This window comes from Roseibium sp. (assembly GCF_965232425.1).
GTDB lineage: Bacteria > Pseudomonadota > Alphaproteobacteria > Rhizobiales > Stappiaceae > Roseibium.
This window is the reverse complement of sequence record NZ_OZ246971.1, coordinates 2,892,349-2,916,595: the sequence shown is the minus strand read 5'-3', so window position 1 is coordinate 2,916,595 and position 24,247 is coordinate 2,892,349. Positions and strand designations below refer to the sequence as shown.

General features: G+C 61.3%; 22 protein-coding genes. 14 read left to right on the top strand and 8 right to left on the bottom strand.

The features are described from left to right. Positions 1-27: 27 nt before the first annotated feature. From ACO08A_RS13440 to ACO08A_RS13430, 3 genes are all read left to right on the top strand, one after another. Complete coding sequence (locus tag ACO08A_RS13440; RefSeq protein ID WP_422041524.1) at positions 28-1,533, top strand: glycosyltransferase family 39 protein; 1,506 nt, start codon at positions 28-30, stop codon at positions 1,531-1,533. Between the two features lie 68 nt (positions 1,534-1,601). Beyond that, a complete protein-coding gene (locus ACO08A_RS13435; RefSeq protein ID WP_422041523.1) occupies positions 1,602-2,783 on the top strand; it encodes an adenylate/guanylate cyclase domain-containing protein in 1,182 nt (393 codons plus the stop codon). 76 nt (positions 2,784-2,859) lie between these two features. After that, positions 2,860-3,657 carry an alpha/beta fold hydrolase gene (locus tag ACO08A_RS13430; RefSeq protein WP_422041522.1) on the top strand — a complete coding sequence of 266 codons (798 nt, stop codon included), beginning with the start codon at positions 2,860-2,862 and terminating at the stop codon, positions 3,655-3,657. A 34-nt stretch (positions 3,658-3,691) separates the two neighbouring features. Here the strand turns inward: ACO08A_RS13430 and ACO08A_RS13425 are convergent, their stop codons facing one another. Beyond that, positions 3,692-4,876 (bottom strand): NAD(P)/FAD-dependent oxidoreductase, encoded by a 1,185-nt coding sequence (locus ACO08A_RS13425; RefSeq protein WP_422041521.1) that lies wholly within the window; start codon positions 4,874-4,876, stop codon positions 3,692-3,694. A gap of 362 nt (positions 4,877-5,238) precedes the next feature. Between ACO08A_RS13425 and ACO08A_RS13420 the strand changes: the two genes are divergently transcribed. Further along, entirely contained in the window at positions 5,239-6,165 is a 927-nt protein-coding gene (locus ACO08A_RS13420) for a DMT family transporter (RefSeq protein ID WP_422041520.1), read from the top strand. Between the two features lie 21 nt (positions 6,166-6,186). On the opposite strand, the gene ACO08A_RS13415 is transcribed toward ACO08A_RS13420, so the two are convergent. Further along, positions 6,187-7,071: a YihY/virulence factor BrkB family protein gene (locus ACO08A_RS13415; RefSeq protein ID WP_422041519.1), complete on the bottom strand. Its 885-nt coding sequence runs from the start codon at positions 7,069-7,071 to the stop codon at positions 6,187-6,189. Between the two features lie 168 nt (positions 7,072-7,239). On the opposite strand from ACO08A_RS13415, the gene ACO08A_RS13410 reads away from it, so the two are divergent. Both ACO08A_RS13410 and ACO08A_RS13405 read left to right on the top strand, forming a co-directional pair. Next, positions 7,240-8,928: an acyl-CoA dehydrogenase family protein gene (locus tag ACO08A_RS13410; RefSeq protein ID WP_422041518.1), complete on the top strand. Its 1,689-nt coding sequence runs from the start codon at positions 7,240-7,242 to the stop codon at positions 8,926-8,928. A gap of 154 nt (positions 8,929-9,082) precedes the next feature. Beyond that, positions 9,083-9,463 carry a YkvA family protein gene (locus ACO08A_RS13405; RefSeq protein ID WP_421979984.1) on the top strand — a complete coding sequence of 127 codons (381 nt, stop codon included), beginning with the start codon at positions 9,083-9,085 and terminating at the stop codon, positions 9,461-9,463. A 40-nt stretch (positions 9,464-9,503) separates the two neighbouring features. On the opposite strand, the gene ACO08A_RS13400 is transcribed toward ACO08A_RS13405, so the two are convergent. Then, positions 9,504-9,968, bottom strand: coding sequence for a translation initiation factor IF-3 (locus ACO08A_RS13400; protein WP_422041517.1), 465 nt, complete (start codon positions 9,966-9,968; stop codon positions 9,504-9,506). A 299-nt stretch (positions 9,969-10,267) separates the two neighbouring features. Here ACO08A_RS13400 and infC point away from each other — a divergent pair, with 299 nt between their 5' ends. Continuing rightward, complete coding sequence (infC, locus tag ACO08A_RS13395) at positions 10,268-10,807, top strand: translation initiation factor IF-3 (RefSeq protein ID WP_420336971.1); 540 nt, start codon at positions 10,268-10,270, stop codon at positions 10,805-10,807. 99 nt (positions 10,808-10,906) lie between these two features. Here the strand turns inward: infC and ACO08A_RS13390 are convergent, their stop codons facing one another. The 3 genes from ACO08A_RS13390 to ppk2 all read right to left on the bottom strand — a co-directional run bounded on the left by ACO08A_RS13390 (position 10,907) and on the right by ppk2 (position 13,682). After that, the gene (locus tag ACO08A_RS13390) at positions 10,907-11,476 is read right to left on the bottom strand and encodes a VPLPA-CTERM sorting domain-containing protein (protein WP_422041516.1); all 570 of its coding nucleotides are present in this window, start codon (positions 11,474-11,476) and stop codon (positions 10,907-10,909) included. Positions 11,477-11,661: 185 nt separating this feature from the next. Beyond that, on the bottom strand, positions 11,662-12,669 hold the full coding sequence (locus ACO08A_RS13385) for a Gfo/Idh/MocA family protein (RefSeq protein ID WP_422041515.1): 1,008 nt from the start codon (positions 12,667-12,669) through the stop codon (positions 11,662-11,664). Between the two features lie 104 nt (positions 12,670-12,773). Then, positions 12,774-13,682 (bottom strand): polyphosphate kinase 2, encoded by a 909-nt coding sequence (gene ppk2, locus ACO08A_RS13380; RefSeq protein WP_422041514.1) that lies wholly within the window; start codon positions 13,680-13,682, stop codon positions 12,774-12,776. Positions 13,683-13,865: 183 nt separating this feature from the next. On the opposite strand from ppk2, the gene ACO08A_RS13375 reads away from it, so the two are divergent. The 7 genes from ACO08A_RS13375 (at position 13,866) to ACO08A_RS13345 (ending at position 22,183) form a co-directional block, all read left to right on the top strand. Next, positions 13,866-14,495: a TetR/AcrR family transcriptional regulator gene (locus ACO08A_RS13375; protein ID WP_422041513.1), complete on the top strand. Its 630-nt coding sequence runs from the start codon at positions 13,866-13,868 to the stop codon at positions 14,493-14,495. A gap of 1 nt (position 14,496) precedes the next feature. Continuing rightward, positions 14,497-16,104 (top strand): carboxyl transferase domain-containing protein, encoded by a 1,608-nt coding sequence (locus ACO08A_RS13370; protein WP_422041512.1) that lies wholly within the window; start codon positions 14,497-14,499, stop codon positions 16,102-16,104. A 4-nt stretch (positions 16,105-16,108) separates the two neighbouring features. Next, positions 16,109-16,624, top strand: coding sequence for an O-acetyl-ADP-ribose deacetylase (locus ACO08A_RS13365; protein WP_422041511.1), 516 nt, complete (start codon positions 16,109-16,111; stop codon positions 16,622-16,624). Continuing rightward, entirely contained in the window at positions 16,624-18,618 is a 1,995-nt protein-coding gene (locus tag ACO08A_RS13360) for an acetyl/propionyl/methylcrotonyl-CoA carboxylase subunit alpha (RefSeq protein ID WP_422041510.1), read from the top strand. The genes ACO08A_RS13365 and ACO08A_RS13360 overlap by 1 nt, the downstream gene beginning before the upstream one ends. Continuing rightward, positions 18,605-20,236 carry an acyl-CoA synthetase gene (locus ACO08A_RS13355; protein WP_422041509.1) on the top strand — a complete coding sequence of 544 codons (1,632 nt, stop codon included), beginning with the start codon at positions 18,605-18,607 and terminating at the stop codon, positions 20,234-20,236. The genes ACO08A_RS13360 and ACO08A_RS13355 overlap by 14 nt, the downstream gene beginning before the upstream one ends. A 301-nt stretch (positions 20,237-20,537) precedes the next feature. Continuing rightward, entirely contained in the window at positions 20,538-21,398 is an 861-nt protein-coding gene (locus ACO08A_RS13350; RefSeq protein ID WP_422041508.1) for a hydroxymethylglutaryl-CoA lyase, read from the top strand. Further along, a complete protein-coding gene (locus ACO08A_RS13345; protein WP_422041507.1) occupies positions 21,395-22,183 on the top strand; it encodes a crotonase/enoyl-CoA hydratase family protein in 789 nt (262 codons plus the stop codon). The genes ACO08A_RS13350 and ACO08A_RS13345 overlap by 4 nt, the downstream gene beginning before the upstream one ends. Positions 22,184-22,215: 32 nt before the next feature. Here ACO08A_RS13345 and ACO08A_RS13340 read toward each other — a convergent pair whose 3' ends face one another. Then, entirely contained in the window at positions 22,216-22,983 is a 768-nt protein-coding gene (locus tag ACO08A_RS13340; protein WP_421979996.1) for a hypothetical protein, read from the bottom strand. Positions 22,984-23,295: 312 nt separating this feature from the next. Then, complete coding sequence (locus ACO08A_RS13335; RefSeq protein ID WP_422041506.1) at positions 23,296-24,177, bottom strand: LysR family transcriptional regulator; 882 nt, start codon at positions 24,175-24,177, stop codon at positions 23,296-23,298. Positions 24,178-24,247 lie beyond the last annotated feature (70 nt).

Here is a 24,247-nt window from a genome sequence, read left to right as displayed (position 1 = left end):
CTCGAGCCCGCGAAAAAGGGAATCAGAATGACCGCTTCGCGCGCCGCACTGCTTTACGCCGCCGGTCTGACGCTGCTCTACGCCCTGATTCCCGCGCTCACGTTTCCCGGCCCGCCGCTCGACGTCGTGGAGGGATTTGCCTGGGGCCGCGAGCTGCAGCTCGGCTACACCAAGCACCCGCCCATGCAGGCCTGGCTGCTTGAAGCGACCCATCACCTGACAGGCGGGGCCTATGTCGGCGGTTTCTGGCTGAGCGCGCTCTCCGCCGCGATCGGGTATCTGTTCATCTGGAAGATCTGCCGACACCTCGGCCTGAGCGCGTGGCAAGGCTTCTGGTCGATCGTGCTGACCAGCGTCACGTTCTACTTCACGCTGCCGATGCCCGAGTTCAACCCGAACATTCTGCAGATCCCAGTCTGGACCGGCATGATCCTCCTGTTCCTGCGGGTGCTCGAAACAGGACGTCTCGCCGACTGGCTGTTGCTCGGCGCTTTGGCCGCGTTCGGTCTCTACACGAAATATTTCGTCTTTCTGCTCATCGGTGCGATCGGACTTTACATACTTGTCTTCCGCGATGCCAGGCGGGTGCTCTCGACACCCGGTCCCTGGCTCTGCGCAGCGGCCGGTCTGGTCTTGCTGGTGCCTCATATCCTCTGGCTGCTGGACACCGATTTCCTGACGCTCCAATACGCCGCGAGCCGCAGCAAGCCGGCCGCTTCGATCATCGGCTATCTTTGGAACCCGCTCAACTTCCTGCTTGCCCAGGTCGGCAATCACGCGGGGATCTTTCTCGTCATGATCGCCGGGTTCGGATGGCTGGGCGTGAAGGCCTTCCGGTCCGGGTGGAACCGGAGCTTCTCGCGTGCATCCGCGCACGAGGACCGGTTCCTGCTCTGGTTCGCCTTCGTCCCCCTGGTGGTCGTCCTGCTGGCCTCGGCGGTGACCGGAAACGAATTCGAGCACATGTGGGGCACGCCGATGTTTGTGCTGTCCGGTGTCGTGGCCGTCCGGTTCGCCGCTCTTCCCGCGCTCTGGCCGCACCCGCGCCGTGCTCTGGCGGCAGCCAGCGCGATCCAGGCGATCTTCCTGTCGGTGATCTTCGGCCAGGCGGTTCTGGAGCCCTACTGGAAGCAGAAACAGACGCGCATCCACTATCCCGCGCGCGCGGTTGCGGAAGAAATGGCGCGGATCTGGAAAGAGGACCAGAATTCCGAACTGGCCTATGTGGCCGGCGACATGTGGTCCGCGGCCAATGTCACCCTGCACGCGCCCGGCAGGCCGTCGATGTTCTACCTCCACAGCCGGACGCTCAGCCCGTGGATCGACATCGACGACGTGCAGGACAAGGGGCTGATGATCGTCTGGCGCGGTGACCGGGACAGGCCCTTACGGGAGTTTCTGGAACTTTATCCTGACGCCGTCCGCCAGGGCAGCAGGACATTCGACTATCTGTCCGATGCCGAAATTCCGCAGGTTACCGTAAACTGGCTCATCATCCCTCCGGGCAAAGTGGCCGAAGCTCCCGTGAATTAAGGGCATTCAGCGGCACGCTCCAACTGGAAACCGTGGGCAAAGACCACTACGTTGGCCCAATGATCAGTATGGCGAAAATCGACGACATCGAGGACTGGCTCATCGGCCAGGCCCTCGGGTCACCGGACCTTGCGGAGATGTTCGCACAGATGTGCGAGCGCATGCGCAAATGCGACGTTCCGATCGACCGCGCGATGATGGCCTGGTCCACGCTGCATCCCCTGATCGAGGCCGAGGTCGTCGTCTGGGAGAGCGGCAGTGAATTGCAGCACGACCTGATCGCGCATTCGGAGGAAGAGACCGAAGAATGGCTGAAAAGCCCGGTGCGCGCCGTGCTCGTCAATCAGGAGCCCCGGTTCAGACGCCGGCTGGCCAAGTCGAACGCCCCTCAGGAATTTCCGTTGCTGACCCGGCTGAGCGACGCCGGGTACACCGACTACCTTGTCTTGCCGACGAAATTCGATCTGCCGGTCACGAATGAGGACTACCCCACCACCGGTATCATCGTCAGCTGGTCGACCCGGCACGAAACCGGCTTCGGCGACGATGCCCTCTCGGCCATCGAATACATCCAGAAGCGGCTTGCGCTCGCCGCGCGCGCGACCATCGAAAGCCAGATCAGCCGGACGATCGCCGAAACCTATCTCGGCAGGAACGCCGGCAACAAGGTTCTGAGCGGACAGATCCGGCATGGCGACGGCGAAACGCTGGATGCGGTCATCTATTACAGCGACATGCGCCGCTCCACGGCGATCGCCGAGGAACTAGGTCCCGATGCCTATCTGAACTGGCTGAACACCTATTTCGAAGCGACCGCCGGGGCAATCCTCGCCAACCAGGGGGAAGTTCTCGATTTCATCGGCGATGCCGTGCTGGGTGTCTTTCCGCTCGACACGCAGGGCCTCGAAAGGGCCGGAGCTCTGGCGATAAAGGCCGCGGACGAGACCCGGAAACGGTTGAAAGCCATCAACGACGACAAATCCAACATCATGGAAATGCAGGCTGGCGTCGCCCTGTCCGTGGGATCTGTCATGTTCGGCAACATCGGCGTGCCCAGCCGCTTGACCTTTTCCGTCATCGGGCAGACGGTGCATGCCGCCGCGCGCATCGAAAGCCTCACGAAAACCGCGGGGTCTGATGTTCTGATGACCGAGGACGTCGCCAGACTGTGCGGTGCGCGCGCAAAACCCGTCGGGTCGTTCGAACTGAGTGGCTTCACGGACCCGCAACCGCTTTTCGCGCTCGCATGAGGACGCCCGCCTTCGCGTTTCCGCGCAAATTCAGAAATTTCCGATTGAGGCCTGGACCGAGGACAAACAGACAGACATGACCGATCTACGCCCGGCACCGCCGCAGCACCTGCCCTTCAACGACCAGGCCGCCGAGGGCGGCAACGACCAGGAACCGATAATCCTCCTGCACGGTTTCGGCGGCGACCGGCAAACCTGGCTGAACATTCAGACGGCGCTTGCGGGAAAGAAGCGGTCGCTTGCCTTCGACCTTCCCGGCCACGGGCAGGCACTGGACTGGCCGCGTATCGGCAATGCCGGGGTCGCCGCAAAGGCGGTCGCGCAATCGCTGGAAACGCTCAACCTGGATCGGGTTCACCTTGTCGGTCACTCCATGGGCGGCGCGGTCGCCGCGCTTGTCGCGCTCAAAGATCCCGACAGGATCGCGAGCCTCACCCTGCTTGCGCCCGGCGGCTTCGGTCCGGAAATCAATCACCGCCTGCTGCGCCGATACGCAACGACCACCGACACGGCGGGCATGGAAGTGCTGCTGGAACAGTTTTTCGGATGGGAGTACCGGCTCCCCAAATACCTGGCCAAGACCGTCGCCGAAAGCCGGTCCAAACCCGGCGCGACCGCAACGCTCGAGGCCATCGTGGAGGAAATCATCGACGGCGCGGTTCAAAAGACTCTGCCGAGAGACGAACTGGCAGCCCTGCCGATGCCGATGAAGGTGATTTGGGGCACGCAGGACCGGGTCTTGCCGACCCGGCAGGCCCACAAGCTTCCCGGCATCGTCGCGACACACATTTTCGAGCGCGTCGGGCACATGCCTCATCTGGAGATCCCGAAAGACGTGACCCGGCTCATCCTGCAAAATGCGGGCGCCGTCTGACACCTCACCCCGTTCAGGCGTCAGAGGTCAGGCGTTAGGCGTCCGGCAGCAGACCCGCGCGCCAGTCTTCGCCGATGACGCGGCGCGCCAGCATGTGCGAGCGCGGGAAATTGATGCTGTCGACCGCGATGAGCTTGCCGCCGCTCAGGTAGGCGACATAGAACTTGTGGTCTTCGGGTGACCCGACAACCACCGTGTCGTCATAGCCTTCCGACAGGCCCGCGATCTGCAGTTTGACGTCATACTGGTCCGACCAGAACCACGGCAACGGGTCATAGTCGACCTCCTCGCCCAATAGCGACTGGGCCGCGGCCTTTGCCTGATCGATGGCGTTTTGAACGCTCTCCATGCGCACGGAGCGCTGATACCGGTTGGAATAGAAGCGCGTGCAGTCCCCGACAGCGTAGATGTCCGGATCGCTGGTCTGGCCCGACCCGTCCACCAGCACGCCATTATCGGTTTCCAGCCCGGCCTCCGTGGCCAGATGATCGTTCGGCTCGGCACCGACAGCGATAAGCACGAGTTCGGCCGGAACGAGTTCTCCGCCCTTGAGCCTCACGCCGGAGACAGCGCCGTCGCCTTCCAGGCCTTCAACGCCCGTCTCCAGCCGGAGATCGATGCCGTTGTCGCGATGCAGCTTGGCGAAATAGTCCGACACCGCCTGGCTGACCACCCGTTTCATCGGCCGGTCCTGCGCTTCGATGACACTCACCGACTTGCCCATCGACTTTGCCACCGCGGCGACCTCCAGACCTATATAGCCCGCGCCGATGATCGCAATATTGCTGCTTGTCTTCATGCCCTCGCGGATTGCGTCGACATCCGCAATCGAGCGCAGGGTTGCGACTCCCTTCTTGTCGGCACCTGCAAGCGGAAGCGATCGCGCATTCGTGCCGGTCGCCAGAACAAGTTTGCCGTAGGGAAGCGTGTCGCCGTTCGCCAGATCGAGCCGCTTGGCCGCGCGGTCGATCGCGACGACTTTGGTATTCGGAATGTGGTCGATCCTGTTCGTCTCGAAGAACGCGGGCGGGCGAAGCCAGAGTCCTTCGGCGCCCACGTCTCCCGCGAGATATTTCTTGGAAAGAGGCGGACGCTGGTAGGGCGGATGCGGTTCCTCGCCGATCAGGCGCAAGGGACCCTCAAAGCCGCCCTGGCGGAGCGAATGAGCAAGCTGTGAACCGGCCTGGCCGGCTCCGATGATGACGATTTCTTCCTGCATTCCGTTGCGCCTTCTCAATGCAAATGTCGTCGTCACTGGGGCAACCGGAGTTCAATTGCAAGCGGCTGAACATCCAAAGTTGACCGTTTCCGGAGTGATCGAGCATCCTTGTGCGTTCATTTGAACGAACGATGCTCTAGCACGAAGATTATCGCTCCGCCAGAAGGGCGAAATGACGCGATGAATTTCCGGACGGGAAGCTTCGAAATCCGCGTCTTGCGGCGTTTGCAGAGGGACCTGGCACGCGCTGTTGCAGAGCCGGTTCCGAAATGGAGATTGCGCGCCGCGCAAAGGCGGAATATGTCACTGCCTGAAGGCGCGCACTCTTGATCCCGCTCGGGGCGGGGCGGCGAGTGGCGCTGATGGATTTTCTTCGGACGCGCATCGGCGTCGATCCCCTTCTCGAGGCTGACTTGAGTTATCTGACAAAAGCCGCACCGGTGATCTTCGTCTTGCTGTGGTCGACCGGCTTCATCGGATCGAAACTCGGCGCACCCTACATCGATCCGATGGTTTTCCTGACGGTCCGGTTCTTTTCCGTCTTGCCGATCCTTCTGGTGCTCGCGCTCTTTCTGACGAAAGCCTGGCCTGTCACACCGATGGCCATTCTGCATTGCGTTGTCACGGGAATGCTGGTTCACGGGATCTATCTGGGGGGTATTTTCTGGGCCATCAAGCAGGGCATGCCCGCCGGTGCGTCCTCGATCATTGTCGGCTTGCAGCCGGTCCTGACGGCACTGATCGCGGTGCTGCTGCTGGGCGAAACGATCTCCAGGAAACACTGGATCAGCATGCTGATCGGCGGTGTCGGCCTGCTGCTGGTTCTCGGACCGAAATTCGATATCAGCGGCACCGGGATCACGGCGATCACGGTTGCTGTTGCCCTTGTGTCCGTGGCCGCGATCAGCCTCGGGACGGTCTACCAGAAGCGTTTCGCCGTGAAGACAGATCTTCTCGCTGCAACGATCTGGCAGTATGTCGGGGCACTGCTGGTGACGACGCCTCTCTCGCTGTTCGAAAGCTGGCACATCGTCTGGTCGGGCGAACTTGTCTTCGCGCTTGTCTGGCTGGTCCTTGTTCTGTCCGTCGGCGCGGTTCTGCTGCTGATGCTCCTGATCCGCGAAGGGGCCGTTTCGCAGGTGGCGAGCCTTTTCTATCTCGTGCCGGTGGCAACGGCGGTCGAGAGCTACTTCCTCTTCAATGAAACGCTGACGCTGGTTCAGATTGCGGGCATGGCGCTCATTATCGGCGCTGTTCTGGTGATCCGGCAGACCCCGAAAAAGGCCTGAAGCATTGCCCTATGACGGCGCTCATACCTCCGACGCGACAGCCGCGGCGGCCCGCTCCTTGACGCGTTTGCGGAAGCGGCGCTGCCGGGAGATTGCCGCGTTGAGTTCACCGCCCAGAATGAAAACAAGCGAACAGATGTAGAGAAAGATCAGGGCGGTCATGATGCCGGCAAGGCCGCCATAGGTGGAGACGTAGTTGGCAAAGCTTGCCAGATAGGCACCGAAGGCGCTGCCCGCGATGATCCACATGACCAGCGTTGCCAGAACGCCCGGCCACAGGTCCTGAAAGGACCGTTTGCCGGCCGGCAACAGCCAGTGGGTCACGAACAGGCCGATGACAAGCAGCGACCCGGCGAGCGAATAGCGGGCGACATTGATGGAGAGCAGGAAGGTCTCGACCTGCGGTGCATAGGCTTCCAGGGCGTCCAGGGCCAGCGGCGCGAGGACAACGAGGAAGGTGTAGGCCAGCAGGATCGCGGCACCGAGCAGCACAAGCCCGAGCGATTGCAGACGCAGAAAGAAGATCGAGCGATGCTCCATCTGCCTGTAGGCCCGGTTGAGCGCGGTCCGAAGCGCCTCGACGCCGTTGGAGGCAAACCAGAGCGCGGCGATCGCGCCAAAGGTCAACAGGTCGCCGCGCGGGACTGTCAGGACATTGTGGATCTCGCGCACGACAGGGGCGGCGACCGTTTCCGGCCAGGCGTCGAAAATCAGGTCCGAGGCCGTATCCGCCGCGCCCGTCATGCCGAAAAAGGCGGACAGCGACGCGATGAAGATCAGCATCGGAAAAATGGCAAGCAGCCCGGACAGCGCGACATGACTTGCCATCGCGAAGCCGTCGTCGCGCGAAAAATGCCCGATTGCATCCTTGAGAACCGAAAAAACAGCCAGAAAGCCCTGTTGCACGCCCATAACCTGATCTGGCCTTCGTCGCCCCTTACAGTCAAGAGTAGACTGTGAATTCACCCCCCTCCGAAAGAAGAACAAATTCCGGCTCGACAAATGGGTGTGTGCGACGCAACATAGCTTCAACAAAAAGCGCCTTGGCGCAACAAATGAAAACGGAGATCGCCCATGTCCACTGCAGCCCTGTCGGCGGCAGAAACGCCAGAGAGCCTTGCCGAACAGACCGCCGCGGCGGTCGACACCCTCGACCGTCTGCTTGATCTTGCAGCGCAGCGCGTGCGCGTGCTCGTAACCGCTGACGGGCGCGTCTCCTCCCGCCTGATGGAGCAGGAACAGCGTGCGACCCACGGCCTGGCATGGCTTGCGACCTACGTGGAATCGCTGCGCCAGCTTGACGCTTATGCGCAGCGCCTGAGCGAACAGGGCAAATTCGGCAGTCTGGAAGAACGGATCGTCCAGCTGGGTTTCGCCGAGTATCTGGCGCAGATTTTTGGCGGCATCCCGATGAACCAGGGCGAGTTCGTGCGCCTTTCGGATCTTGGCATCAGCACCGGCGAGGCGGCGGACCACCACACACCGGACATCGACGCCTTGATCGAAACCGGCAACACGCCGGCCATCCGCACTGAAATCGCGGCCCTGATCCGCGACCAGGCAGGACACTCCACCTTCGGCGACCCGGGCCTCGACGAGACTATGGAGCAGATCCGCAACGAGATGCGGAAGTTTGCCGAAGACACGGTCACGCCGCATGCGCACGAGTGGCACCTGAAGAACGAGTACATTCCGCTTGAAGTGGTTGAACAGATGTCCGAGCTCGGCGTCTTCGGCCTCACCATTCCGGAGGAATACGGCGGTCTCGGGCTCGGCAAGGAGGCCATGTGCGTGGTCTCCGAGGAACTCTCGCGCGCCTATATCGGCGTCGGTTCCCTGGGCACCCGCTCCGAAATCGCGGCCGAACTGATCCTGTGCGGCGGAACGGAAGAACAGAAACAGCACTGGCTGCCGAAGATCGCGAGCGGCGAAATCCTGCCGACCGCCGTCTTTACCGAACCCAACACCGGATCCGACCTGGCGTCTCTGAAAACGCGCGCCGTGAAGGACGGTGACAGCTGGAAGATATCCGGCAACAAGACCTGGATCACCCATCCGGTGCGCGCAGACATCATGACGCTTCTGGCCCGCACAAATCCGGATGAGTCCGGTTACAAGGGCCTTTCCATGTTCATCGCGGAAAAACCGCGCGGCACGGACGAGAACCCGTTCCCAGCAAGGGGCATGAGCGGCGGCGAGATCGAGGTGCTCGGCTATCGCGGCATGAAGGAATACGAGATCGCGTTCGACGGCTTTGAGGTCGACGGTGGCAATCTTCTCGGCCAGGTCGAGGGCGAAGGCTTCAAGCAGCTCATGCAGACCTTCGAGGGTGCGCGCATCCAGACGGCCGCACGGGCGCTCGGTGTTGCCCAGAGCGCGCTGGATCTCGGCCTGCGCTATGCCGAAGAGCGCGTCCAGTTCGGCAAGTCCCTGATCCACTTCCCGCGTGTCGCGGACAAGCTGGCGCTCATGACCGCCGAACTGATGATTGCCCGTCAGCTGACCTATTTTTCGTCCTGGCAGAAGGATTCCGGCAAGCGCTGCGATCTTGAAGCCGGGATGGCCAAGTTGCTGGGTGCGCGCGTTGCCTGGGCGGCTGCCGACAACGCGCTCCAGATCCACGGCGGCAACGGCTTTGCACTGGAATACGCGGTCTCCCGCGTCCTGTGCGATGCGCGCATCCTCAACATCTTCGAGGGCGCCGCGGAAATCCAGGCCCAGGTGATCGCAAGGCGGCTGCTCGAAACCCGCGGCAACCAGTAAATCCCCACCGAAAAAGGGCGGTCTGACCGCCCTTCTCCTTTCCCGAAAGACGACAGGCAAATGCCGGACGCATTTGCGCAAAACCGGCTTTTCTGTTGAACTCCTCCCCGGATTCACCACATGTATAGCTGGCAGAAAACGGGAGACCTCACCAATGACATCCTCTTTTTCATTTGAGGATCTTGGGTTCGAACCCGAGTATCTGGGTCCGGAAGAAGAGCAGAAAACCAACGTTCGGCAGAAACTGCTCGCAACGGCGAAGAAGGCCGCCCGCCAGGTTCCGTTCATGGAAGACGTGGTCGCCGGCTACTATTGTGCGCTGGATCCGGCGACACCGGCCAAAGTGCGTGCCACCCTTCTGGCGGCCCTTGCCTATTTCGTGCTTCCGATCGACACGATCCCGGATTTCCTGATCGGCGTCGGCTTCGGCGACGATGCCACCGTTCTGATGGCGGCGATTGCGATGATCCGCGGGCATATGCGCGACGACCACTATCACGCGGCCCGCGAAGCCCTGAAGGACGAGGAACTCTAGGATACGGATCCTAGGCTGCGCGTTAAAGCGCAATCATGACCTAAACCTCTGAATTACTTTGTGGATCAGCGGGCCCTTGCAACCAGCATCCGGCCGTCCGCCCGGCAATGATCCAGTAGACGAGACCTGCGAAGAACCCTGCTGCGAGCGCGACGACGCTGCCCGGCCGCACTCCGCCCGCCCCGGTCTCTGCCCCGGCTTCCGGACCGAGTGTCCAGATCAGGAAGGCGATCCCCCCACCGGCGGCAAGGTGAAACACGATCCCCTTGAGCCGCGCGAATTCGGCGACCGCGATTGCGATGCCCGCCGGCAGCATCGCTGCCGCTCCGGCGACGCTCGCCGCGACAAGGCCCGTGCCGACCATGGCGCCGAAGGCGACTGGATTTTCACCGGGATGCGCCGCCTGAAAGAAGCCCCAGGCCAGAAACAGACCGCTGGCGATGAGCGCGAGCACGAACCCGGCAACGATTTTCAGGAGTTGAAGCAGGAATTTTCCGCCGTCCAAGTCTCTTGTCTCCTTTAAATCATCCGGCAAATCCTTACTTGAGGCATCGCCCTGCGAATTACAACAAGCACTCCGCGCGCACCTGCGGGAAGAAACCTGCGTCAGAGGCTGCCCGTAAGTCGTCCGAGACCGGAGAAACCGCCGATTTCGGTTGACTTCCTGCCTGTTTCGCAGGATTTTATGTAGCAGCGCTAGGACATATGCAGCAGAAACCTTGGTACATGGGTCCCGAGGTTTTTTGTGCATCAAGAAGAGCCATGACCTGGCGCTAAGTTGAAACGTTAGAGGAGTTAGCGACCATTCGCCGTCCGTTCCGCGCCCCGCCTCCTACAAAGGAAGGCCCGCGCACAAACCAAGAAATTCGCGTTCGCGAAGTCCAATTGATTGATCATGAAGGCGCCAACCGTGGCGTGATACCGACCGAAGAAGCGATGGATATCGCCCTTGATGCAGGTCTGGATCTCGTTGAAATTCAGCCGAACGCAAATCCCCCCGTCTGCAAGATCCTGGATTATGGCCGGTACAAGTACCAGGCCCAGAAGAAGGCTGCGGAAGCCCGCAAGAAGCAGAAGACCGTCGAGATCAAGGAGATCAAGATGCGTCCGAACATCGACACGCACGATTACGACGTGAAGATGAAGAACATGCTGCGCTTCTTCAATGACGGCGACAAGGTGAAGGTGACGCTCCGCTTCCGTGGCCGTGAAATGGCGCACCAGGATCTGGGCATGAACCTTTTGAACAAGGTCCGCGAAGAAACCTCCGAGATTGCGAAGGTCGAGTCCGCTCCGAAGCTGGAAGGCCGCCAGATGGTCATGGTGCTGGCACCGATCAAGTAACGGACGCACCATTCTGGAATCAAAAAACCCCGCAGCATGCGGGGTTTTTTTTTGGCATCAAGCGCCTCCCCGGCAAGGACACCGGGCAAAGGCACCAGTTCAGCCTTTCATGCGGCGGCGCGCGGCAAATCCCAGTCCGGCCAGACCTGTGACCAGAAGCAATGCTCCGGCAGGCAGCGGGACCGTGGTCGGAGTTCCATTGTAGTAGATCGATGCGTGCGACAAGTTTTTCGTCGAACTCCAGGTTCCTGTCAGCGGATTTGCGACAGTTAGATCCAAAAGGAAGGCGCCGAACCCATCGCCTGCCTTTAGGGTAATCACGACGTTCGACAATCCGGCGAGCGTATCGATCGTCCAATCGCCGCTCTGCGTGCCGTTGCCGGTAGCGTCTGTGAACTCAATCGTTCCGTCGCCGTCGTTGTTGTCGTTCTTCTCGGAAAGAACCCAACCCGTCATACCGAAAAGAGAGTAGGTCGAATTGATCGTGTTCGTATCGTTTCCGGTCGTGCAAAAGGCTTGCGTCGAATTTGCCAAGGTCAGGGTCGCCCCACTGTTGCCCAGCGAGGTTTGACAGCTCATCGGGACCGCCTGAGCGGACAAGGTCGAAAGCCCAAATGTTGCAAGTGAAAGCGCAAACAGGCCTGCCAGTGAGCGTTTGAAAATACGCATACTCGTAACTCCCAAAAGTACGTAGGGTTTACGACACGTAAAAAAGGCCGGTGTGTCAAATTAAATAACATTAATTTTCAGCGCATTACGGTTAAATACAACCAAAAATATATTTAAGGTTGCATCTTGCGGTTTCCACGGTTCGTAAAACTGTCACACTCGAGAACTGAGCCAGAGCGAGCGCACTACCCCACATCAACCCACTCGCCGCGTTCTGCCGAGGCGAAGATGGCGTCGATGATCTTCATGTTCTGTATCGCGTCCTCGACCCCGTAGGTGAGCACTTTCTCGCCCAGGATCGCGCGGCTGAACAGGTCGGCAAGCTCGGCATACTGGTCGCAGGGCGCAATGGTCTCGGGCGCAAGTGCGCCGTCGCCGAGTTTGGACCCGTCATCCAGCCGCAATTCGACCGCCTCGCCCTGTGGTGCATTGAAGGGGATGAGGATTTCAAGGCGCTTTTTCGAGCCGACCAGCTGCAGCCTCTGGAACGGGGTCAACTGTGTCGACACGGTGAAGGTCAGCTGTCGGCCCGCGCCGAAATCCATCATCGCGCTGGTGATCCGGTCCGTCCCGAAATCCGGGTCGCGATCGATCAGCGAAACCACGCGCTCAGGCTCGGCCTCGAAGAAGTAGCGCCCGGCCAGCATGGTGTAGCAGCCGATATCCATCAGCGCCCCGCCGCCCATGTCCGCCCGGTTGCGGATGTTGCCGGGATCAGCATTGAAGAAACTGAAGAACCCCTGGATGGCATGAAGCGCGCCCAGTTCGCCGGAGCGGACGATGTCGCGCGCCCGGATCCATTGCGGATGCGCCCGGACCATGAAGCCTTCCGCGACCAGCCTGTCCTTCGGTAGATCGAGAAGGGTGGCCGCTTCATCTGCGCTCAGCGCCATCGGTTTTTCGCACAGGACGTGTTTTCCGGCCTCGACGGCCTGGGCCGTCACCGGAACATGCATGTGGTTGGGGAGCGGATTGTAGATCGCATCGATGTCCGGATCGGCAAAAAGCTCTTCGTAGGAGCCGTAGGCCTTTTCGATGCCGAGATCCGAGGCAACCTGTTTCGCGCGGTCAAGGTCGCGCGATGCGATGGCGGCGGCAACCCCTGTCTGGGATGCCCTGATGCCGGGAATGACCTTTTCCCTGCCGATCTTTGCTGTCGAGATGATTCCCCAGCGGACCCTGTTGCCGTCCATTTTGTTATTCTCCGAATAAAGAGGTGCAATCGCCAGTTGGCACGAAAAAATCCCGGCCTGCAAGGCCGGGACAATTCCCAAAGTAACGTCGCGTATATATAAGCCTAGAATTTCTCGGGTACGTAGAGATGCTCCGGCAGGACCTTGCGCTCGTAGTCCGGATTGGACCGCCGCTCCGGCAGGCTGACCGGGTCGTGCGGCACTTCCTCGTACGGTAGCTGCGACAGGAGATGGCTGATGCAATTCAGCCGCGCCTGTTTCTTGTCGTTGCCTTCGACGATGAACCAGGGGGCCTCCGGAATGTTGGTGCGCTCGAAGGTCTCCTCTTTCGCCTTGGTGTAGTCTTCCCAGCGGACACGCGATTCCAGATCCATCGGCGAGAGTTTCCACTGCTTGAGCGGATCGTGAATGCGCATCAGGAAGCGCAGTTGCTGCTCCTCGTCCGTGATGGAAAACCAGTATTTGATCAGCCGGATGCCCGACCGGACGATCATGCGCTCGAACTCGGGAACGTCGTTGAAGAATTGCTCGACCTGGTCTTCGCTGGCAAATCCCATCACGCGTTCGACGCCGGACCTGTTGTACCAGGAGCGGTCGAACATGACGATCTCGCCGGCCGCCGGCAGATGCGGTACGTAGCGCTGGAAGTACCATTGCGATTTCTCGCGCTCGGTCGGCGCCGGAAGGGCAACAACACGGGCAACACGCGGGTTCAGCCGCTGAGTGATGCGCTTGATGACGCCGCCCTTTCCCGCCGCATCGCGGCCTTCGAACACGACGACGATCTTCTCGCCGGTATGCTGCACCCAGTCCTGCAGCTTCACCAGCTCCGCCTGCAGCCTGAGTAGTTCGTGAAAGTATGTGTTCCGGTCGATGGTCGACTTGTGCTTCTTGTCCGAGATGAACTCAAGATCCCTGGCGATCAGGTTGTCGTCGATCTCCATCTCCAGTTCTTCATCGAGGGAATCCGCCCATTCGGCCTCAACCCAGCTCTTTGCACTTTCCTCACTCATAAATCAGTCCTCTGAAACTTCCCGACCTTCGACACTCACCAGAAGTGTGAACAGCCTAAGCATGTAAGTTTTTTGACAGTCTGACCAGTTCGATGGCGATAGGTCACTGACATGCGTCAACGGTTCGATTCTTTGCTTGTAAATGAATGAACGTTCATTTATTGAATAATCACGGAGGAAGAAATGGCTACACATGCCGTAAAGACTGCAAGCCGGCCCAAGGGCCTGGAAACGGCAAGGCGCGTGCGCAAGGCAGCCCTGAAGCGGTTCGCCAATGCCGGCTATGCCGCCGTGTCCATGCGCGAGATCGCGGCAGACGTCGGCGTCAGGCCCGGCGCGCTCTACAACCATTTCCCGACCAAGCAGGACATCCTGAAGGACCTGATGCTGAGCCACATGTCCGAATTGCTCGCCGCCTGGGAGACGGCGGACTTTCCGGGCGCCATGGATCCTCTGGAACGTTTCGTCCGCTTTCACATCCGCTATCACCTGGAACGCGCCGAAGAAGTCTTCATCTCCTACATGGAGCTTCGCAATCTGGAGCCGGATAACTTCAAGGTCATTGAACGCGAGCGTCGCCGCTACGAAGCCATCCTGACATCGATCCTGGAGGAAGGGTCCACCGCAGGCCGGTACACGGCCGACGATGCCAGGGTCGCGACCCGGGCGATCATCGCCATGCTGACCGGCATTCCGACCTGGTACCGGGACGGCGGCCGGATCGGCAAGACCGAACTTGAAGACCTCTATCTGACCATGGTGCGCAAAGCCGTTTCCCCCGAAACAACAGACCGCCCAACGGAGGCCGGATGACATGAGCATCCTGAAATCGAGCCTGTCACCGAAAAGCAGTGACTTCGAAGCCAACAAGATCGCCCATGAGGCCGCTATGGAAACCGTGAGGACGGCGGCGAGGACGGCTCTCGACGGCGGCGGAGACACTGCCCGCCAGCGTCACGTGTCCAGGGGCAAGATCCTGCCGCGCGAACGCGTTTCACGGCTGCTCGATCCGGGCTCGCCTTTTCTGGAAGTCGGCATGCTCGCGGGGCACGACATGTATGACGGCGCGGCCCCGTCTGCCGGAATGATCGCGGGCATCGGCCGGGTCGAGGGCCAGGAAGTGATGATCCTCGCCAACGATGCGACCGTGAAGGGCGGCACCTACTATCCAATGTCGGTCAAGAAACATCTCCGCGCCCAGGAAATCGCGGAACAGAACAACCTCCCCTGCATCTACCTCGTCGATTCAGGCGGCGCCAACCTGCCCAACCAGGACGAGGTTTTCCCGGATCGCGACCACTTCGGCCGCATCTTTTTCAATCAAGCGAACATGTCCGCGAAAGGAATCGCCCAGATCGCGGTCGTGATGGGAAGCTGCACGGCCGGTGGCGCTTACGTGCCTGCCATGTCCGACGAGACCATCATCGTCAAGAACCAGGGCACGATCTTCCTCGCGGGCCCGCCGCTGGTGAAGGCGGCAACCGGTGAGGAAGTCACGGCCGAGGATCTCGGCGGCGGCGACGTGCACACGCGGCTCTCGGGCGTCGCCGACCATCTGGCGCGCGACGATGCCCATGCACTGGCGCTTGCCCGCCGTGCCGTTGCCAGCCTGAACCGGGCCAAGGCGGATCAACTGGCACTGCAGACACCGGAAGATCCGCTTTACGACCCGGAAGAAATCCTGGGCGTCGTCCCGGCCGACCTCAAGACGCCCTACGACATTCGCGAAGTGATTGCCCGCGTAGTCGACGGATCGCGTTTCGATGAATTCAAGGCACGCTATGGCACCACGCTCGTTTGCGGGTTTGCGCATATCCACGGAATGCCGGTCGGCATCGTCGCCAACAACGGTGTGCTGTTTTCCGAAAGCGCGGTCAAGGGCGCGCATTTCGTCGAGCTGTGCTCCCAGCGCAAGGTGCCGCTTGTGTTCCTTCAGAACATCACCGGTTTCATGGTCGGACAGAAATATGAAAGCGGCGGCATCGCCAAGGACGGTGCCAAGCTGGTGACCGCGGTCGCCACCACCTCCGTTCCCAAGATCACGATGCTGGTCGGCGGCTCGTTCGGCGCCGGCAATTACGGCATGTGCGGCCGGGCCTATTCGCCCCGCTTCATGTGGACATGGCCGAACTCCCGCATTTCGGTCATGGGCGGCGAGCAGGCTGCGGGCGTTTTGGCGACCGTCCGCCGCGACGGCATTGAACGCAAGGGTGGCAGCTGGACGGCCGAGGAGGAACTGTCCTTCAAGCAGCCGATCATCGACCAGTTCGAGGAACAGGGCCATCCGCTCTATGCCACGGCCCGCTTGTGGGACGACGGCATTGTCGACCCGCGCAAGACCCGCGACATCCTGGGCCTCTCCCTGTCGGCCGCGCTCAACGCACCGATTGACGACACCCGCTTCGGTCTCTTCAGGATGTGACCCGATGAGCCGGATCGAAACACATGTCGGCGACATCACACGGCTGACGGTCGACGCCATCGTCAACGCGGCCAATTCATCACTGCTCGGCGGCGGCGGGGTGGATGGCGCCATTCACCGGGCCGCCGGACCGGACCTCCTCCGGGAATGCCGCCTCTTGAACGGCTGCAAGACCGGAGACGCCAAGATCACCGCCGGATACGATTTACCGGCAAGGCACGTCATTCATACCGTCGGCCCGGTCTGGCATGGCGGTACCGAAGGCGAACCCGGACTGCTCGCCAGTTGCTACGAATCCAGCCTCCGCCTTGCTGCAGCCAACAACTGCCGAACGGTCGCTTTTCCGGCGATTTCTACCGGTATCTACGGCTATCCCACAGGGCTGGCCGCTGAAACGGCCGTTGGAACCATCCGGAACACCCTGGAAGAATTGCCGGACATCGAAACGGTCACGCTGGTTGCATTCGATGATGCGGCCCATGCCTACCTGCTCAAGGCGCTGGAGAGGAAAGAAGACTGATGTTCAAGAAAATCCTCATAGCCAATCGCGGCGAGATTGCCTGCCGCGTCATCGAAACGGCCAAACGCCTCGGCATCCGGACCGTCGCGGTCTATTCGGACGCCGACGCAAACGCCAAGCACGTTGCCATGGCGGACGAAGCCTTCCGCATTGGTCCGGCCCCGGTGGGCGAGAGTTATCTCAAAAGCGAGAGACTTATCGAAGCCTGCCGGAAAAGCGGCGCGGAAGCCGTTCACCCGGGCTACGGCTTTCTCTCCGAAAACCCCGACTTCGTCGAAGCGCTCGGCACAGCAGGCATTGCCTTCATAGGCCCGAGCGCCAGGTCCATCCGCGCCATGGGTCTGAAGGACGCGGCCAAGGCCCTGATGGAAGAGGCAGGCGTTCCGGTCGTTCCCGGCTATCACGGGGAGAACCAGGATGCGGAGTTCCTGAAAGCCCGGGCAGACGAAATCGGCTACCCCGTCCTGATCAAGGCGCGCGCGGGCGGCGGCGGCAAGGGCATGCGCCGCGTCGACGATCCGAAGGATTTCGGCAGCGCCCTGGATGGCGCCCAGCGCGAAGGCGAGGCAAGTTTCGGCGACGGGCGCGTCCTGATCGAGAAGTATCTCACCAAACCGCGTCATATCGAGATCCAGGTTTTCGGCGACAGCCACGGCAATGCGGTCCACCTGTTCGAGCGCGATTGCTCCCTGCAGAGACGCCATCAGAAAGTGATCGAGGAAGCGCCCGCGCCCGACATGCCGGAAGAGATGCGCGCGGCCATGGGCGAGGCTGCAGTCCGGGCCGCCAAGGCGATCGACTATTCCGGTGCGGGGACGATCGAGTTCATTGCCGATGTCTCGGACGGGTTGCGGTCCGACCGGTTCTATTTCATGGAAATGAACACCCGGCTGCAGGTCGAACATCCCGTGACCGAACTGATCACCGGGGAAGACCTTGTTGAATGGCAGCTGCGTGTCGCTTCCGGTGAAACATTGCCGAGAACCCAGGAAGACCTCGCCTTTTCCGGTTGGGCCTTCGAAGCGCGGCTCTATGCGGAAGACGCACCCAAAGGGTTTTTGCCCGCCATCGGCACGCTGGAGCATCTGGCGCTTCCCGATGCAATTGCCCGCGTCGACAGCGGCGTGCGATCGGGCGACGAGATCACGCCCTACTACGACCCGATGATAGCCAAGGTCATCGTTCACGGCCCGACCCGGGACGCGGCACTGGGCAAACTGCTGGCCGCCCTTGAGGCCACGGAAGTGGCCGGCTGCGTGACCAACGCCGCTTTCCTGTCGGCGCTGTGCCGCCATGCCGGGTTCGCCAGGGGCGACGTCGATACGGGACTGATCGATCGGGACCTGGCCGACCTCATCGACGTACCGGATGCTCCGGAAGACGCCGTCGCGCTCGCCGCACTCGCCGCGCTCGGTCTCACCCGTCCCGCGGAAGGCAGGGATCCGTTCGAGACGCTCGCCGGATGGCGCATCTGGAGTGCCTCGCGGCAGTTCGCCTTGCTGGAGATCGGCGGAGAGCGGCGCGACATCGAAGTCCGCGTCCTTGGAAACCGCCGCTTTGCCGTGCACTTGGACACCGAGGTCAAGACCTATGAGATCGTCCGGGTCGATGGTCACGCATTGACCTATGACTGCGACGGTCACAGGGCGGGCGCCAAGGTGATTGTCGGTGAACACGACCTGACCGTCTTCCAGAACGGATACGCGTTTTCGATCGGCCTGCCCGACCGGCTCAGCGGCGACGAGGATGCGGTCGGTGCGGGTGATCAGCTGATCGCACCAATGCCCGGTCTCGTGAAAGTCGTCTTCGCCGCAGAGGGGGAGGAGGTCGTCAAGGACCAGCCGCTGCTCATTCTCGAAGCGATGAAAATGGAACACACGCTGAAGGCCCCGCGCGATGGCATCGTCGGCGCGCTTCTCGTTACGGAAGGTGAACAGGTGACCGACGGCACCGTTCTACTTGCCTTGAAGGAGGAAGCCGATGCTGCCGCATGATGCGCAGAGCTACGCGGATCTCTGCGCGCGTTTTTCCTGGGACATACCCGAACGCTTCAACATCGGAGCGGCAATCTGCGATGCCTGGGCGGACCGGGAACCGTCCCGCGAAGCGCTGATCTACGTGGAGGAGGGCGGCGATACCGCCACATATACCTACGCAGACCTCAAACGGCTGTCGAACCAGTTGGCCAATCTTCTGGTCAGTGTCGGCGTTCAGGCCGGAGATCGTGTCGGCGTGTTGCTGCCGCAGCGGCCCGAAACCGCGTATGCGCATATCGCGTCCCTGAAAGCCGGAGCGATCTCGATCCCGCTCTTTACTCTTTTCGGCGAGGAGGCACTCGAATACCGGCTGCGCGATTCGGGTACGAAGGTCGTGATTACGGACAGGAACGGCGCCGCGAAACTGGAACCGCTGAGAGACCGTCTTCCGCACCTGAGTGCGGTCTTCTGCGTCGATGGCGAGGACAGCAGCGCCGACGATCTGGCAAGCCGCATGGCCGGGCACATGACCGAGTTCGAGCCTTTCGACACGGGCCCGGATGACCCCGCCATCATCATCTACACGTCCGGAACCACCGGCCAGCCCAAGGGTGCGCTCCACGGTCACAGGGTTCTGCTCGGCCACCTGCCTGGCGTGGAGATGAGTCATGACTTCCTCGGCCAGCCTGGGGACCGCATCTGGACACCCGCCGACTGGGCCTGGATCGGCGGCCTGCTCGATGTGCTGATGCCCGCGCTCTTTCTTGGCGTCCCCGTCATCGCCTGCAGGTTCGCGAAATTCACCGCCGAAAGTGCCTTCCAGTTACTTGCCGACCAGCAGATCCGCAACACGTTCCTGCCGCCCACGGCCCTGAAGATGATGCGCCAGGTGCCGGCTGCCCACGAGCGCTGGCAGCTTGATTTGCGGTCGGTGGCCTCCGGCGGCGAAACGCTTGGCGCGGAGCTGATCGACTGGGGCCGTCAGACCTTCGGACTGACGATCAACGAATTCTACGGCCAGACCGAATGCAACATGATCGTCTCCAGCTGCAGCAGCTTGATGCCGGCAAGGCCGGGCATCATGGGCCGCGCGGTTCCGGGCCATCGCGTCGCCATCGTTGACGATCACGGAGAACCGCTGCCGGCAAACACGCTCGGCAACATCGCCGTCAAACGGCCCGACCCGGTGATGTTTCTGAAATACTGGAACAACGACGCGGCCACGGCGGAAAAGTTCGCCGGCGACTGGATGCTGACCGGAGACACGGGCCAGCAGGACGACGATGGCTGGCTGCATTTCGTCGGCCGGGATGACGATGTCATCACATCTTCCGGTTACCGGATCGGCCCCGGTGAAATCGAGGACTGTCTGCTCCGCCACCCGGCCGTTGCCATGGCTGGCGTTGTCGGCAAACCGGACCCCCAGCGCACCGAGATCGTCAAGGCGTTCATCGTGCTGAAGGACGGCGTCGAACCAACCGACGCGCTCGCCGGAGACATCGCCGAATTCGTCAAGACCCGCCTCGCAGCACATGAATATCCGCGCGAGGTTGCCTTCGTCGACGCCCTGCCCATGACCACGACCGGAAAGGTTATCCGGCGCGAACTGCGGGCACGTGCAGAGCGGGAGGGGTGAGCCTGATGACAGCGCACGGACGCACCTTTATCTGTCATTCCAGACATCAGCGTGAGCAAAGCGGACACAACGAAAGACCGGCAAGGATGCGCACGCCGAGCGGGAGCGATGAGCAAGTTGAAAAGCGCCGGAACAACCTTCAATTGTCATTCCTGCGCAGGCAGGGATCCAGCACTCACTATGTCTTGCAGCCATTACAAAGGCCGAGGTTTACTGGTTCCCGGCTCTCGCTGCACTCGGCCGGGACGACAAGTCTGGAAAGACAACCTGCCAAAATCTTTTCTCCCAAATGAGCACCAACATGCCCGAATTCGTCACAATCTTCGAAATGGGTCCGCGCGACGGGCTGCAGAACGAAAAGCGGTTCGTCCCGACCGAACGCAAGATCGAACTGGTCGATCGCCTGTCGGACTGCGGCTTCCGCAAGATTGAAGTCACCAGCTTCGTCAGTCCCAAATGGGTGCCGCAAATGGCCGATGCGCAGGACGTCATGGACGGGATCTACCGGCATCCGGCCGTGGTCTACTCCGTCCTGACCCCCAACGTGAAAGGCTACACGGCCGCCCGCAAGGCATCAGCCGACGAGGTTGCGATCTTCGGATCGGCATCGGAAGGCTTTTCAAGGAAGAACATCAACTGCTCGGTTGCCGAAAGCATCGAACGGTTCAAACCTCTGCTCAAGAAAGCCGAGCAGGACGCGATGCCCGTGCGCGGCTACGTCTCCTGCGTTACCGATTGCCCCTATGACGGACCGACACCACCGGAGAAGGTCGCGGACGTTGCCGGCCAGCTGCTCGAACTCGGCTGCTACGAGATTTCCCTCGGCGACACGATCGGTGCGGGCACCCCGGAGACGATCGGAAAAATGCTCGACGCTGTCCTGGCGGCCGTACCGGCCGACCGGTTGGCAGGTCATTACCACGACACCAAGGGCCTGGCGCTTGCCAACATCGACGTCAGCCTTGAGCGCGGCGTGCGCGTCTTCGACAGCGCGATTGCGGGTCTCGGCGGCTGCCCCTATGCGCCGGGCGCCAAGGGCAATGTCGCGACCGAAGCCGTGATCGCGCTCGTCGAGGAGAAGGGTTTTGAAACAGGTATCAGATCCGATCGGCTGGAGGCCGTCGCGGACTATGCGCGCAGCCTGAGGAGCGTCGAGCCATGACCTTTGAAACCCTATCGATTGCGCAGGATGATCGCGGCGTCGCAACCCTGACGCTTAACCGTCCGGACAAACACAATTCAATGTCCGCACAGATGATTGCCGACCTAACAGAGGCCGCCGCTCAGCTCGCTTCGGCGGATGACATTCGAGCCGTCGTTCTGACCGGCGCGGGCGACAGCTTCTGCGCCGGTGGCGATCTGTCCTGGATGCGTGAGCAGTTCGAGGCGGACAGGACAACCCGCATGGCTGAAGCGCGCAAGCTTGCCATGATGCTGAAAGCGCTGAATGAATTGCCCAAACCCCTGATCGGACGCGTTCAGGGACAGGCGTTTGGCGGCGGCGTCGGCCTGATGAGCGTCTGTGACACGGTGGTTGCCGTCGAGATGGCGCGTTTCGGCCTGACCGAGGTGCGGCTTGGTCTGATCCCGGCCACCATCAGCCCCTATGTCCTTGCCCGCATGGGCGAAGGCAAGGCCCGGCGCGTTTTCATGTCGGCGCGGATCTTTTCCGCGGAAGAAGCAAGGGCGCTCGATCTGGTTTCGAATGTGACCGACGAGGCCGGACTGCAGGCCGCCGTCGAAAGGGAAATCAAGCCGTATCTGGGCGCTGCCCCGGCAGCGGTCGCCGCCTCCAAGGCACTTGCCAGGTCACTCGGCCCGGTGATCACCGATGAGGTCATCGAGGATACGATCCGGCGTCTCGCCGATACCTGGGAAACCCCGGCCGCCCGCGAGGGTATCTCCGCATTTTTCGAAAAAAGAAAACCTGACTGGGTGTCCGGCTGAGCGCCCGCCGGAGGTGACTGCCCGGCCGGACGTCAGGGCGTTGCCTGACGACGTGCGTGTTCGATCAGGGCGGCGATGCGCGCGACTTCCACCTGTTCGGTCTTGGGTCCCTCTGGCTCAGGTCCGCCATACATGCGCTCGCGCCGCCTTCGGATCTTCTTGCGCTGCCACTCGCTGATGCCCTCCGGCAAGTCGATGCCGGCCCGGTCCATGCCGATGAGGATCCTCTGCAGATCGGGAATGAGTTCGGATGAAATCGTGAAGGTGCCGGTCACAGGATGCTGGAATACCAGCGTCTTGGTGCTTTCGGCTCCGTTCAGGAGCACGGCTTTCTTGTGTCCGATGGAGCCGATTGTCGACTGGAACCACGCGACCCAGCCGGAGGCTTCCCAGAGGCGAACCTCGATCTTCTTCAGTTCCTCGTAAGGAACCCGCGCGCGCCGGCCGAACTGGGTGAATTCGAAGCCGTTTCCGAAGAACCGGACCCAGGAGGTTTCCTGTCGTACGGCCACGGCGAAGAACAGGAAAGCCATGCCGGCGGGCAGAAGTACCGACAGGGAGAGGAGCGCAAGCGCACCCGATGTGTTTGCCATTCCAAGAAGTGCGATCGGGAAGAACACAATTCCAATCCCGAAACCGATGGCATCCAGCGTCTGTATCGACGGCCTCGAAACCGGTCTGATCGCCCCGGACGGCGCTGTGGGACGCGGCAGGGCAGCGTAGATGCCGCCAGACGCGAGCAGACAGACCAGAGAGCTGAGCGGCGACATGAAGTAGAAGCTGCCCACAATGGCCAGCACGCCAAGGCTTAATGGTAACACGCGTCGTAAAAATTCAATTTTGGCCGATTTGCCCAAACCGCTCTCCATGCTTTCGAACAGCGAAACCGTAACAAACTGGGGAGACTTACTGATTCTTCCATTGAATCAACTGAGCGAAGCGAAATCAACAAAGAGATCGAGCTATCCAGAAACAATGTAACCGTATTCGTGAAGATGCACGGCCAAACTAGATTAAATTTAGAGCCAAATTGGCTTTCTCTTCGCCTGGGTTGTCAGGCAAGCAATTGAAAAGACGGCAGATCCGATGCGCCCCGGTCCGGCCGGCAGGTCTCAAGGCCGCGTCTGTTGAAATTCCGCGTTGATCCAGTCCAGGAAAGCCTCGGAGGCGGGCGTCACCGCATGTGACGCTGGCGGAAACAGGAAATAGGCTTCGGCCAGCGGCGCCGAATGGGCAAAGGGGCTGACCAGGACCCCGGCTTCCAGCAAATCGCCGGCAAGCGTGTTGTGCGCCATGGACATCCCTGCCCCCCGCGTCGCGGCGGTAATCGCGATCACGTAGGTCGACGACAGGTTGACGTCGCCCTCCCGGTCGAAGTCCTGCCCCTGCGATTTGAACCAGGTGCTCCAGGTCGCCGTTGTGCCCGCACAATCGAAGAGGGTTGCCGAGCCAAGGTCCGGCCGGCCATTCTGATAATCCGGCGAACAGACCGGAAAACACCGGTCAGTCGCAAGGCACTCGGCTGCCGCAGACATTTCCTCGGGACGGCCGAAACGGATTTCGACCGTCGCGGAAGCAGCATGCCGTTCCGGATCCCAGATCGGCGTCACGATGTTCAGGACCAGCCAGGGGTGCTGCGCATAGAGACGCTTCAGACGCGGCGCGAGCCAGAACACGGAAAACGCCATGTTGCACTGAAGGGTCAGGTTCGCGCCCCTGTCCGCCCCGACGAACGCCTGTGTGCTCGTGGCAATCAGGTCGAAGGCCTCGCGAAGACTGGGCAGGTAGTTGGCACCGTCTTCCGTCAGTTCGAGCGCACGCGTCTTGCGCACGAACAGATCCCGCCCCAGAAAAGCCTCGAGGCTGCGCACATGCTGGCTGACCGCCGACTGGGTCAGGTTGAGTTCCGCCGCGGCCCGCGTGAAACTCAGGTGACGCGCGGACGCTTCGAAGGCGCGCAGCCAGGTCAGGGGAGGCAGGTTCGACTGAGACATAAGATGCATAACCCATGCATTAATTTTGTTAATGTCATAGCCTTGAAATGTTTGTTTGTCAGCAGCGGCC

What these genes read in the sequence shown, in the direction of transcription:
- ACO08A_RS13345 (WP_422041507.1), top strand. Translation starts at nt 21,395, where the DNA reads ATGACCTTTGAAACCCTATCGATTGCGCAGGATGATCGCGGCGTCGCA.
- ACO08A_RS13365 (WP_422041511.1), top strand. Translation starts at nt 16,109, where the DNA reads ATGAGCCGGATCGAAACACATGTCGGCGACATCACACGGCTGACGGTC.
- ACO08A_RS13350 (WP_422041508.1), top strand. Translation starts at nt 20,538, where the DNA reads ATGCCCGAATTCGTCACAATCTTCGAAATGGGTCCGCGCGACGGGCTG.
- ACO08A_RS13435 (WP_422041523.1), top strand. Translation starts at nt 1,602, where the DNA reads ATGGCGAAAATCGACGACATCGAGGACTGGCTCATCGGCCAGGCCCTC.
- ACO08A_RS13430 (WP_422041522.1), top strand. Translation starts at nt 2,860, where the DNA reads ATGACCGATCTACGCCCGGCACCGCCGCAGCACCTGCCCTTCAACGAC.
- ACO08A_RS13335 (WP_422041506.1), bottom strand. Translation starts at nt 24,177, where the DNA reads ATGTCTCAGTCGAACCTGCCTCCCCTGACCTGGCTGCGCGCCTTCGAA.
- ACO08A_RS13425 (WP_422041521.1), bottom strand. Translation starts at nt 4,876, where the DNA reads ATGCAGGAAGAAATCGTCATCATCGGAGCCGGCCAGGCCGGTTCACAG.
- ACO08A_RS13410 (WP_422041518.1), top strand. Translation starts at nt 7,240, where the DNA reads ATGTCCACTGCAGCCCTGTCGGCGGCAGAAACGCCAGAGAGCCTTGCC.
- ACO08A_RS13385 (WP_422041515.1), bottom strand. Translation starts at nt 12,669, where the DNA reads ATGGACGGCAACAGGGTCCGCTGGGGAATCATCTCGACAGCAAAGATC.
- ACO08A_RS13360 (WP_422041510.1), top strand. Translation starts at nt 16,624, where the DNA reads ATGTTCAAGAAAATCCTCATAGCCAATCGCGGCGAGATTGCCTGCCGC.
- ACO08A_RS13420 (WP_422041520.1), top strand. Translation starts at nt 5,239, where the DNA reads ATGGATTTTCTTCGGACGCGCATCGGCGTCGATCCCCTTCTCGAGGCT.
- ACO08A_RS13355 (WP_422041509.1), top strand. Translation starts at nt 18,605, where the DNA reads ATGCTGCCGCATGATGCGCAGAGCTACGCGGATCTCTGCGCGCGTTTT.
- ppk2 (WP_422041514.1), bottom strand. Translation starts at nt 13,682, where the DNA reads ATGAGTGAGGAAAGTGCAAAGAGCTGGGTTGAGGCCGAATGGGCGGAT.
- ACO08A_RS13390 (WP_422041516.1), bottom strand. Translation starts at nt 11,476, where the DNA reads ATGCGTATTTTCAAACGCTCACTGGCAGGCCTGTTTGCGCTTTCACTT.
- ACO08A_RS13405 (WP_421979984.1), top strand. Translation starts at nt 9,083, where the DNA reads ATGACATCCTCTTTTTCATTTGAGGATCTTGGGTTCGAACCCGAGTAT.
- ACO08A_RS13375 (WP_422041513.1), top strand. Translation starts at nt 13,866, where the DNA reads ATGGCTACACATGCCGTAAAGACTGCAAGCCGGCCCAAGGGCCTGGAA.
- ACO08A_RS13370 (WP_422041512.1), top strand. Translation starts at nt 14,497, where the DNA reads ATGAGCATCCTGAAATCGAGCCTGTCACCGAAAAGCAGTGACTTCGAA.
- ACO08A_RS13440 (WP_422041524.1), top strand. Translation starts at nt 28, where the DNA reads ATGACCGCTTCGCGCGCCGCACTGCTTTACGCCGCCGGTCTGACGCTG.